Consider the following 10,902-nt stretch of genomic DNA (forward strand, 5'->3'; position numbering starts at 1 on the left):
AAACACTATTTGAAATGATACATTAGCACTGATTACCACCAGGATATCACGCTCCATTTGGTTTTAAAGGTTCTTTTCTTAGCCCACTTAGGGACCAGTCATTATCTATAGCTTATGTGGATCGGAGGATTTTTGTCGCGGTGGGTTTCGTCGCCGAAGTCGAAGTGGTGACCCAGGCGACCGGCAAGGTGGTCCCGGCGGGCCAGGTCAAGGTGTTGCGGGCGACGAGTTCAGAGCGGGTTGCGCAGCTGGCGGTCAAAGATGGCCAATCAGTCGAGGAGGGAGACTTACTGATTCAGTTAGACGATGGCTCATTGGTCACTCGACGGGACCAGCTCATTGCTGAACTCGACATGATTCGCTCGCGCGAGACCGCATTAAGGCACATGTCGACGATCGAGTTCGCCGACTTGGTGTCCGGCCCGACGGTTGGCGCTGACGCGCAACGGCTCAGCGGTATGTCTTCTGTCGACAGACGGTGGCTGATGCAGCGGTTGGCGGCGGAGAGCGATGGCATGGCGTCTTCACAACGGCAGATCAATACCCTTGAGCGAGAGCGGCGGGTACTGAAGGTCCAGCTCGATCGCGCTGTTCAAGTCGCTCTGATCATGGATACTCGGTTGCAGCGCGGCCGTTTGTTGAGAGCTGGGGAGGCAATTTCTGAGTTTGACGCCCAGACCACAGAAATCCAGTCGATAGACGCGAGCGCGTCTGCCCAGGAGATAGAGGCGCAACTGGCCCTGCTCGCCACTCGTATGCACGCACTCAGCCAGGACAAGCAAGACCATTTCCGGCGGTTTCAGTTAGACGTGACGGAGTCATTGCAACTTTACCGTGAAAGATCAGACGACCTCTTCGCTCGCCTGAAGCAGGTCGAGCACGAGATAGGCCGGGCACGGATAGTCGCGCCGCGCTCGGGCGTCGTTGACGGGCTCCAAATTCACGCTGAAGACGTGTATGTCAACGCCGGTGATGCCTTGTTGACGCTCGTGCCCGCGAATGACCAACTCATTGTGGAGGTCATGCTACCCAGTCGTGAAGCCGGTTTCGTGCGCGCCGGGCAGACTGCCCGCATCAAAGTTGACGCTTTTCCCTATACGCGTTATGGCAGCGTATCGGCCGACCTGATCTACATCAGTGGTGATGCTACACCGCTCAGTGATCAGCCCGGTTTGTTTTACAAAGCGCGATTGGCTCTCAGGGAAGTGAGTTTCGAGATAAACGGTCACCCAGAACCGATTCACATTGGCATGAGTGCGAGCGCTGAGATCATCACGGAGACACGTCCACTGTTAGATTTTTTCATTGCGCCAATAAAGGTGGCTCTGATGGAAGCCTTGCGTGAACGCTAATTTGCACAGTCTTGAGTCGGTGGAGGGGGCTGATTAGACTGGCCAGAGCCCGTTTTGGTGACTAAAGATCGTGTGGAAACACAAAGGCAAATGCAAACCTGCATACGTGCAGGAAACGCGCGAAGGAGCGGCGGTTGCCGCTGTTTTTTATTCGGTAAGCGTGTTGTGGCCCACAACGAATACATTGCGGTTGTCGCGGGTGGTGCATTTTTGAATGCCCGCGACACTGTTTACATACCAGATGCAGTCTTATCGGCGATGTGGAAAAAAACGGATCCTGATCGTTGTTGAGTAGTTTTTGTTATCCCTTAACAAGCAGAGGTCCGTCCCGCCACCACACAATTCCCCCACAACTCCCACAACGGTTCCTCAAACCGCCTCCCTAGACTGCTGCCATCCGAGATTGGGGAGACAGGGTCATGTTGCAGTCGATTGGGTTCTTTTTCACGTTTGGGCGGTGTCTGGCGGTCTGTGCGTTGCTGGTGCTGTTCTCGGCTATCAGCGCCGGGACGGCGCGGGCGAGTGACTTTGCGGTGGTTGACAGCGATGGGGCGCGGCACAGCGCGGTGTTGCTCTCGGCGCGGGCCGATGTCGAGGTCAATGGGCTGCTGGTCTACGGCACGCTCACCCAGAAGTTTCTGAACACGGGGCCGGACTTTGTCGCCGGTGAATACGTGTTCCCCTTGCCGGACGGTGCCTCGGTGGACTCCCTGTTGGTGCGCATCGGCGGGCGGACGGTGGAGGCGGTGCTGCGCGAGAAGGCCCGGGCGGCGGCGACCTTTGCCGCGGCCAAGGCGGACGGCAAGCAGGCCGCCTTGTTGCAGCTGGAGCGGCCGAACCTCTTTCGCCTCGCTGTGGCGAACATCGGCGCGGGCGAGGAGATTGACGTCGAGCTCCGCTACGTCGACACGGTGCGCCAGGACGGCGACACCTACCGTCTGAGCCTGCCCACCACGCTGACGCCGCGCTACAGCCCGCTTGGCCCGGTGCCGGAACTGGAGTCGGAAGAGCGCGCGCCATCCGACGACGGGCTGAACACTTTTCTGAACCCGCTCTTCACCGCGCTCTCGCACACCCCTTCGGGTGTGCCGAACAACCCGATCGACATCCGTATCGAGTTGAAGACGGGCTTCACCGCGCTGGCGCCGACCAGCACCTCGCACCTCGTGGCGGTGCAGCAGCACGACGACATGCACTACAGCGTGAAGCTCAGCAACGGCTTCGAGCCGATGGACCGGGACTTTCACCTGAGCTGGCAGCAGAACAACCCGGCCACTGCGCCGACGCTGTACGTCGAGTCGGTGTCGGCCGACGCGGGGGTGGACGGTGAGGCGCCGACTGGCGCCGCAACCGAACACTACATGCTGCTGAGTGTGGTGCCGAGCGCCGCGACCTTCCCGCAGCGCGCGGTGGCGAAGGACGTGACCTTCATCATCGACACCTCGGGCTCGATGGGCGGCGAGCCGATTCGCCAGGCGCGCGCCGCGCTGCAGCACGGCCTCGACCGCCTGACACCCGAGGACAGCTTCAACATCATCGAATTCAACGACCAGCACAGCAGCCTCTTTTCGGCCTCGCACCCGGCGAGCGGGGACTACCTCTCCGCCGCGCGCCGCTTCGTGCAGCAGCTCGACGCGGGCGGCGGCACTGAGATGGAGCCGGCGTTGCTGCAGGCGCTGCGCCGCCCGGCGGTGTCGCCCGAGCACCTGAAGCAGGTGGTGTTCATCACCGACGGGGCGGTCGGCAACGAGGCCGCATTGACCCGCCTGGTGCACCAGTTTCTCGGCGATGCACGGCTCTTCAGCGTCGGCATCGGCTCGGCGCCGAACCAGTACCTCTTTCGTCAGCTCTCGACGCTCGGCAAGGGCACCTCGGTGACCATCGCCGAGGTGGGTGACGTGCACGACGCTATGCAGCGCCTCTTCGACAAGATCAGCGCGCCGGCGATGCGCGACATTGCGTTGGTCGACGCCGAGGGCAAGCTGCTCGAGATCGAACCGAACCGTATCCCGGACCTGTATTACGGCGAGCCGCTCAACGTGCTGCTGCGCGTGTCCGAGCCGGTCGGTGCGGTGCAGCTCGAAGGCACGCTCGCCGGGGAGACGCTTGCGGTGCCGCTGCAGCTGCAGCAGGCCACGCCGGCCGCGGGCGTCAGCACGCTCTGGGGCCGCGCGAAGATCCGCGCGCTCAACGACAAGCTCTACCTGGGCCAGGGTGACCCCACCGCGCTCCGCCAGGCGATTGTCGACGTGTCCCTCAAGCACCGGGTGCTGAGCGAGTACACCAGCTACGTTGCTGTTGATGATCAGCCGGTGCGCCGCGCCGACCAGCCGCTGCTCGAGACCCAGGTGGCCAACATCCTGCCGCAGGGCATGGCCTTCCCGACCACGGCGCTCGGCACCCTGCCGACCTTCCTGGTGAGCTTGTTGAGCTTGCTGGCGGCGGCCCTGATCAAGGCCTGGCGCATCTTCTCGGTGGGCACGGTGCGCGAGTCCGCCGAGCTCGACCGGCTGCCGGCATGATCGCGCGGCTCGCGTTCTGGCTGCTGTTGGGGGCGGGCGTCGCCGGCCTCGCGCACGCCAACTACCTGCAGTTCAAGGCGGTGGTCGCCCAGCAGCTGATCGCCTGGAGCTGGCACGCCCACGACCGGAGCGGGGACGGGACCGGCGACGCGGTCAAGCCCTGGTCCTGGGCAGACTTCAGCGCGGTGGCGATGCTGCGCTGGCAGGACGAGGCGGTCTACGTGCTCTCCTCCACCAGCGGCCAGGCGTTGGCCTTCGGCCCGGGGCACCTCGTCGGCAGCGCACGGCCCGGTGCCTCTGGCCGCTCGATCATCGCAGGCCACAACGACAGCCACTTCGCCTTCCTCGAAGACGTGGCCGCCGGCGACACGCTCGAGCTCGACGCGGGCGACGGCGACACCCGCGCTTACACTGTCTCGCGCATCGAGGTGGTGGACAGCCGGCACACGCAGCTGTTGCGCGGCGAAAAGAACGAACTGCTGCTGGTGACTTGCTACCCTTTTCGCAGCGTGCAGCCCAACTCGCCGTTGCGGCTTGTGGTCAGCGCCAGCCAGAGACGGGAACCCGCTTGAAACACATCCTCATCGTCGAAGACGAGCCCTCGATCGCCGAGGCGGTGGTCCACGCGCTCGAAGCCGAGTCGTTCAGCTGCCACTGGCTGGACCTCGGCGCCGGCACGCTCGCACTGCTCGAGCGCGAGGCCATCGACCTGATCATCCTCGACGTCGGCCTGCCCGACACCAGCGGCTTCGAGCTCTGCCGCGAGATCAAGGCGGTGTCGGACGTGCCCATCATCTTCCTGACCGCGCGGCAGGAGGAGATCGACAAGCTCATCGGCCTCGAGATCGGCGGCGACGACTACGTCACCAAGCCCTTCAGCCTCCGCGAGCTGGTGAGCCGGGTCAAGGTTGTCTTGCGCCGCTACACCCGCACGCCGGCTGCGTCAGTGACGGTGGCGACACCCGACGACCGGCTCCAGGTCGACGACGACGCCAAGTGCATCACCTACGTTGCCACCCCGCTCGACCTCACCCGCTACGAGTACCGCCTGCTGAAAACCCTGGCCGAGCAGCCGAACCGCGTGTTCAGCCGCGACCACCTGATGCAGGCGGTCTGGGAGGACCCGGACACGAGCTTCGAGCGCGCCGTCGACACCCACATCAAGACCTTGCGCAAGAAGCTGCGTGCGGTCGACCCCGACGCCATGCCGATCAAGACCCACCACGGCCTCGGCTACAGCTACACCAGCGTGACCGGCAAGGCGGGCTAGTCGTGAGCGTGTTCGGCCGGCTGGCGATCTTCTACTTCATCCTGCTGAGCGTCACGCTCATCTTCGTCTGGAACGTGTTCTTCGACGAGATCAAACCGTCGTTCCGGCAGATCAGCGAGGAGGCGATGGTCGACAACGCCAATTTGCTGGCCGAGTTGCTCACGCCACTCTTCGTCGACGGCACGCCCGAGTTTGACGCGCTCGACGCGGCGGTCACGCGCTACCAGCAGCGCAACCCCGAGGCGATGATCTGGTCGCACCTCAAGTCCGACACCAACATGCAGTTCTACATCACCGACGCGGCGGGCGTGGTGCGCTACCACTCGCGCGACGCGGCCCAGGTGGGCGAGGACTACAGCGAGTGGCGCGACGTGCATCGCACGCTGCTCGGCGAGTACGGCGCGCGCACGTCCTTGCGCGACGCCGAGGACATCACCAGCGGCGAGATGTACGTCGCCGCGCCCATCCGCGACGGCGATACACTGCTGGGCGTCTTCACCCTCATCAAACCGCACCAGAGCATTGTCGCCTTCATCGGCGACGCCGAGTACCGCCTGACTGCAGCCGGGCTTGGCTTGCTGGCGGTGCTGACGCTCACCGGCCTCGCGCTGGTGATCTGGTACCAGCGCATGCTCGATCAGCTCATGCGCTTCGTCGAGCGGGTGCGGCGCGGCAAGAAGGCGAGCCCGCCGATGTTCATGGAAACGGGCTTCAGCCAGCTCTCGGACGCGCTACAGCACCTGCGCACCGAGCTCGACGGCAAGCTCTACGTCGAGAACTACACCCACACGCTCACGCACGAGCTGAAGAGCCCGCTCGCCGCGATCTCGGCGGCCACCGAGCTGCTACAGACCGACCTGCCCGAGGCCAAGCGCCAGCAGTTCATGGAGAACATCGACGCCGAAGTCACGCGCATGCAGCAGATCATCGAGCAGTTGCTGCTGCTGGCGGCGCTCGAGAACCGCGAGAGCAGCGACGGCGAGCGGGTCAGCCTCGCCGAGGTGGTCGACGAGGTGCTGACTTCGATCGACGCGCGCGTGCGGCAGAAGGGCATCACGCTTGAGGTCGCGGCGACGGCGCTGGCGGGTGCCCACGTGCGCGGTGACCGTTTCCTCCTGACCACCGCGCTCTCGAACCTCCTCACCAACGCACTCGACTTCTGCGCGCCCGGGGGCACAGTGCAGCTGACCACCGCCGTCACCGCGTCGGGGAGCGACGCGCCAAGCGTCGAGATCGCCGTCACCAACACCGGAGAGCCGATCCCCGACTACGCCCAGGCCCGGCTGTTCGAGCGCTTCTTCTCCACCGCGCGGCCCGACAGCAAACGCAAGAGCTCGGGGCTCGGCCTCTGTGTGGTCGAGCAGATCTGCGCGCTGCACAGCGGCCACATCGGCCTGCACAACACCACGCTGGCCGGGCAATCGGCCGTGCAGGCGCGCTGGGTGTTGCCACTCAGCGACTGATTTTCACGCCGAAACGGTTCGCGCGCATACGGTCGGTGGGCCGGGCGCAGCCGTGCTCCCCTCAAAAACGTGCGTGCACAGGCGGGGCACCTTGACCCATTTTGGGCATGCGGCGGTCGCCACGTCACCGGTACAGTGTTGTAAAACGGGTGTCTTGCCCGGTTTGTATCGGCAGCAGTGGGCCGTTGAGCGGTGTTCCGCACGCCACACCGCACAGGGAGGACGCGACATGAACATGGTCGACATCACCATCATCGCGGGCATCGCCATCGGCTCGCTGATGCTCCTGACGGTGTCAGCGGCGTACTTCCGGCACGGCACCTTCGGCCTCGGTGGCGTCTTCCTGACGGTGTTCGGTGTTGTGCTGATCGGCATTGCGCTCTGGCGGTCGATTTCGGTGCAGATCGACTCGGCCGGCACGCTCGAGGCAAAGTTCATCACCCTCGAGCGGGAAACCGTGCAGATCCGCAGCCGCAACGAGGAAATCATCAAGACCACCTCCAAGCTGGTCGAGAATTCGCCGGGCAGCCTCACCCAGGGCCAGAAGATCTGCAGCGTGTACGGCACCATCGAGGACAACTGGCGCGACTCGTTCATCGTGCCGACCAACTGGACGGTCGAGATGTGCCTGCAGTACAAGGAACAGATCCTCGGCAACCGCATCCAGCTCGGCTGCGCTTTCGAGGACGGCATGTCCTTCGCCGGCAGTCGAAACAACGCCTTTCTGACCAACGACGAAACCACGGTCCCTGCACGCAACTGCGGTTGGTAGCGTGCCTGGCTACGCCGGTTGCGCCTTCGGCCGCCGAAACCTCACCCCGGCGGCCAGCACGAGGCACCCGACGCTCAACCCCAACACCGGTGTCGACCCGAACCGCATGAAGGGCGTTGTCCCGCTGCGCATGCTCACCTCGCCGAGGATCACGCCGGCCTGCAGGGTCCGTTTCTCCTGCACGCGGCCGTGCGGGTCGATGATCGCGGAGATACCGGCGTTGGCCACGCGGACCACGGCGCGGCGGGTTTCGGCGGCCCGCATCTGCCCGGCCTGAAAGATGTGGTGCGCGCCGAGGCCTTTGTAGCTGATGCCGTCGTCGTTGCTGACGGTGAACATGGCGCCCGCCTGCGCGGCCTGGCTCGCCCACAGATCGGGAAACACCATTTCGAAGCAGATTGCCGCGCTGATGGCGTGGCCCGCCACGCGGAACGGCCGTTGCGGCTGCAACTCCGGTTGGGTCACGAGACCCGAGTCCAGCACCGGAAGCATCCTCACCAACCAGGTCGGAAAGGACGTGTGTTCGTAGACCGGCACGAGGCGCTGCTTGTGGTAGTAGGCCAGCTCGTCGGCCAGGTGAATGAGGCTGGTGCGGTAGCTGCGGTCTCGCTCGCCGGTCGCGATGTATGTCGCGGCGCCGGTCAGGACGCTCACGCCTTCGGCGCGGATGCGGTCGCGCAACGCGATGACGTCTTCCCCGTCCACCCGGTACGACCGGGACAAGGCGTTCTCGGGCCACACCACCACATCGGGCGGCGTGGCACTGTCGCGCAGCGCAGCCAGGGTCAGGTTCAGCAGCGTCTCCGCGTTCTTGTCGCTTTCGATCTGCACCGGACCGTCGCTTGCGTTCGGTGAATCTGTCGTCAGCACGGCCGGTGGTTGGGGTGCCTTGGTCTTGTGCGTCTGCATCAGCATGACCGAGATCGGATCGGTGTCGGACTGTTCGGTCCAGGCCACCTGTTGGCCCACCAGGCCAATTGCGAACACGGCCGTGAACGCCCCGGCGGTGAGCGCGACCAATCGGGCTGGTGCGGCGGTGCGGCCGGTGCGTGCGTCCGTCAGGCGTTGAGCGCAGGCGTAGAGGGCATAGGACAGGAAGGCCACCAGCCAGCTCACACCGAACACGCCCAAAACCGGTGCGTAGCCGATGAGCGGGGTCTCGACAAAGGCCGTCCCGACAAAAAACCACGGGAAACCCAAGACTGGCACGGTGCGAAGCCACTCGGCCAAGACCCAGGCAGACGGGAACGTGATTGCCTTGAACGGCAGCCGTGACGCGGCCCAGAGCAGCACACCGAGTGGCGCAAAATACAAGACTGCCAGCGCGCTCAGCGATGCGACCGTGAGCACCAGTGACGTCGCGGCATCGTACTGGTAGGTGTAGCGAAACAGCGCAAACATCCACCAGACGCCTGCGCCGGCCATGCCCAGCCCATAGAGCACCGAGCGCACCACGACCTGCCAGAGCGTGGCGCGGTGACGGTGGCCGAACGACAGTAGCGACAGGAACAAACCGAGTGACACAAAGGCCACGTACCAGTGCCCGAAAGGCGCGAAGCCGAACACGAGCAGCGCACCGGCCAACAAAAGCATGGGAGCGCGAGGAAGGCGAAAGCGTTTGCGGGGCGAAGGCGTGTCGATGCCGGCGTTGTGTGCGAGCGAGCTCATGGCAAGGCGGGAACGGCAGCGCTATGCAACGAGGGCAGGGTGGGTTTTCGGTGGCGTTGTGTGCACGTCGGCAAGCGGGTGGCAGTCAGCGTTCGATAGTACGCTGCGCGTGTTCGGGCAGGCAACCGACCGCCAGCCACGTGGTCAGGGCAGTGTGTGGTCGCTGGCTGTCATCACTTGAGTGAACCGAATCTCAGGCTTGGCATAACGCGGTGGGTTGCTTCGTGTATGCAGTGCCGGTGGGCACAAACGTGGAGACAGTCAGTGGTGACAGACACAGGTACGGCGGAGACGAGCTTGTAATATTGAGCTTTGGCAGCAAGCGCTGCGCGCGCAAGACCGATTTGTAATCCGCGCGAAGATCGGATAGCGTAAGACTCAGGCGTTCCGTGGGATGCGTGCTTGCAGTAGGTCACAGTGCCATGTATGCGCTTACACCGGGGCACGGCGCTCGCAGGTAATGCAAGTGCTTACATTGCCCAAAAACGGCACAGCGAAATGTAAGCGCTTACATTCATTCTCGCACAGTCGGGGATGCAAGCGCTTTTAGGAATATCAGGGGTTTGCTGCCGCTGCGGGCCCTTCACAAGGTGAAAGCGCTGACAGGGAATGTAAGCGCTTACACACGGACTCACGGTCGAGTCCGGGTTGCGTTGTCAAAAACAAGGAGAGGTTGAAACGTATGTTCTTGAAAGCAAAGAAGTGGATCCAAACGGGCGTCGTCGGTAAACGGCGTTTCTGCCTCGGCGCGGTCGTGGCGGTGAGTGTCACAGCGGCGGGGCTGACCAGTCCCGTGCACGCGAGGGGTGTCACAGTCGTTCACAACGGCAAGACCACCACGGTCGACGTGTCACGGCCGGGGTCGAACACGGGCACATTCAGCGGCACTATCGCCAGGGTGTTTTTCCCGGTGTTCTTCGGGTTTCCGGCGCAGAATTGTGTCAACGCCGGTACCGTGTACCCCGATGCCATCACGGCGACCATGGACATCCTGAGTCTGCTGCTTGGGGATCGGTTCTGTCCCGACAGCTACGACATGGACAAGATCGACGACCGGTGCAACGGTGTGTATCAGGATGTGCACCCGAGGAACGAGCAACGTGAAGGCATGGAAGGCGACACGGTGCGGTTTGTCAGGACGGTCAACTACGGCAAGGAAGGCGGCGGTTTCGACGAGATCCGTGACCTGGAGCCGGGCTGGATCTACTACGGCTGGGGCGACTGCTGGAACCGTCGGTACTTCGGTTCAAGCGTGAAGGACATCCAGTGCAACAACAGCACCTTCGGCGACCCCAAGCCGGGTGTGCGTAAACAGTGCTTCTACGAGCGGAACGGCCAGACCGAAAAGTTCCAGATGAAGCACTTCCATTGGACCTGATGACCTAGAGCGAGGAACGGCACCCCGCACTGCGTCAGCCACACCCGGTGGGCGCGGTGCGGGGCGTCGTACTGCTTGGCCAGCCCGTCGCTGCAGCGTCCCACTGTTTCGTGTTTCGCGAGTGTCTTTCGATGCAGGGTCACGTGGTGGCGCTGCCCCGGGTCAGTTGCACCGGCAATTAATTCTCGATACCGTCCGGAGTCTGTTTTGGCTGGTATGGAGGATCGCCCGTGAAACACGTTTTTCTTGGCGCCGTTGCTGCGCTGTCCCTGTCTGTCGCCCCGCTTGCCGCGAGCGCGGAGACCATCCGTGTCACCTTGCAGTTGCCCGAGACCCACTCGTTGGGCGTCAACTGGCAGGACTTCGGCCGCATCATCGACGAGAAGTCGGGCGGCGAATTGAAGATGCAACTCTTCCCGTCGGCCCAGCTCTTCAAGGACAAGGAAGTGCCGGGCGCGGTGGGCAGTGGCGCGGTGG

At 63.7% G+C, this 10,902-nt stretch carries 9 protein-coding genes; 8 read left to right on the plus strand and 1 reads right to left on the minus strand.

All coding sequences use genetic code 11. The annotated features are described in order from the left end of the window. Nucleotides 1–140 precede the first annotated feature (140 nt). The 6 genes from AAGA11_21570 (at nt 141) to AAGA11_21595 (ending at nt 7,379) form a co-directional block, all read left to right on the plus strand. Nucleotides 141–1,352, plus strand: coding sequence for an HlyD family type I secretion periplasmic adaptor subunit (locus AAGA11_21570; protein MEM9605462.1), 1,212 nt, complete (start codon nt 141–143; stop codon nt 1,350–1,352). A 419-nt stretch (nt 1,353–1,771) separates the two neighbouring features. Continuing rightward, the gene (locus tag AAGA11_21575; protein ID MEM9605463.1) at nt 1,772–3,874 is read left to right on the plus strand and encodes a marine proteobacterial sortase target protein; all 2,103 of its coding nucleotides are present in this window, start codon (nt 1,772–1,774) and stop codon (nt 3,872–3,874) included. Then, nucleotides 3,871–4,446 carry a class GN sortase gene (locus tag AAGA11_21580; protein ID MEM9605464.1) on the plus strand — a complete coding sequence of 192 codons (576 nt, stop codon included), beginning with the start codon at nt 3,871–3,873 and terminating at the stop codon, nt 4,444–4,446. Before AAGA11_21575 ends, AAGA11_21580 begins: the two co-directional genes overlap by 4 nt. After that, nucleotides 4,443–5,144, plus strand: a complete 702-nt coding sequence (gene creB / locus AAGA11_21585) for a two-component system response regulator CreB (protein MEM9605465.1) — start codon at nt 4,443–4,445, stop codon at nt 5,142–5,144. Before AAGA11_21580 ends, creB begins: the two co-directional genes overlap by 4 nt. Nucleotides 5,145–5,146: 2 nt before the next feature. Continuing rightward, a complete protein-coding gene (creC, locus tag AAGA11_21590) occupies nt 5,147–6,607 on the plus strand; it encodes a two-component system sensor histidine kinase CreC (GenBank protein ID MEM9605466.1) in 1,461 nt (486 codons plus the stop codon). A gap of 229 nt (nt 6,608–6,836) precedes the next feature. Then, nucleotides 6,837–7,379, plus strand: a complete 543-nt coding sequence (locus tag AAGA11_21595; GenBank protein MEM9605467.1) for a hypothetical protein — start codon at nt 6,837–6,839, stop codon at nt 7,377–7,379. Nucleotides 7,380–7,388: 9 nt separating this feature from the next. Here the strand turns inward: AAGA11_21595 and lnt are convergent, their stop codons facing one another. Further along, nucleotides 7,389–8,972, minus strand: coding sequence for an apolipoprotein N-acyltransferase (gene lnt / locus AAGA11_21600; protein ID MEM9605468.1), 1,584 nt, complete (start codon nt 8,970–8,972; stop codon nt 7,389–7,391). A 757-nt stretch (nt 8,973–9,729) separates the two neighbouring features. Between lnt and AAGA11_21605 the strand changes: the two genes are divergently transcribed. Together AAGA11_21605 and AAGA11_21610 are read left to right on the plus strand one after the other, a co-directional pair. Next, nucleotides 9,730–10,425: a hypothetical protein gene (locus AAGA11_21605; GenBank protein ID MEM9605469.1), complete on the plus strand. Its 696-nt coding sequence runs from the start codon at nt 9,730–9,732 to the stop codon at nt 10,423–10,425. Nucleotides 10,426–10,655: 230 nt separating this feature from the next. Then, on the plus strand, nt 10,656–10,902 hold a 247-nt coding region (locus tag AAGA11_21610), incomplete at its 3' end, for a C4-dicarboxylate ABC transporter (protein ID MEM9605470.1).

The organism is Pseudomonadota bacterium (assembly GCA_039196715.1).
Classification (GTDB): Bacteria; Pseudomonadota; Gammaproteobacteria; order CALCKW01; family CALCKW01; genus CALCKW01.

What these genes read in the sequence shown, in the direction of transcription:
- AAGA11_21605 (MEM9605469.1), top strand. Translation starts at nt 9,730, where the DNA reads ATGTTCTTGAAAGCAAAGAAGTGGATCCAAACGGGCGTCGTCGGTAAA.
- AAGA11_21580 (MEM9605464.1), top strand. Translation starts at nt 3,871, where the DNA reads ATGATCGCGCGGCTCGCGTTCTGGCTGCTGTTGGGGGCGGGCGTCGCC.
- AAGA11_21595 (MEM9605467.1), top strand. Translation starts at nt 6,837, where the DNA reads ATGAACATGGTCGACATCACCATCATCGCGGGCATCGCCATCGGCTCG.
- AAGA11_21575 (MEM9605463.1), top strand. Translation starts at nt 1,772, where the DNA reads ATGTTGCAGTCGATTGGGTTCTTTTTCACGTTTGGGCGGTGTCTGGCG.
- lnt (MEM9605468.1), bottom strand. Translation starts at nt 8,972, where the DNA reads ATGCTTTTGTTGGCCGGTGCGCTGCTCGTGTTCGGCTTCGCGCCTTTC.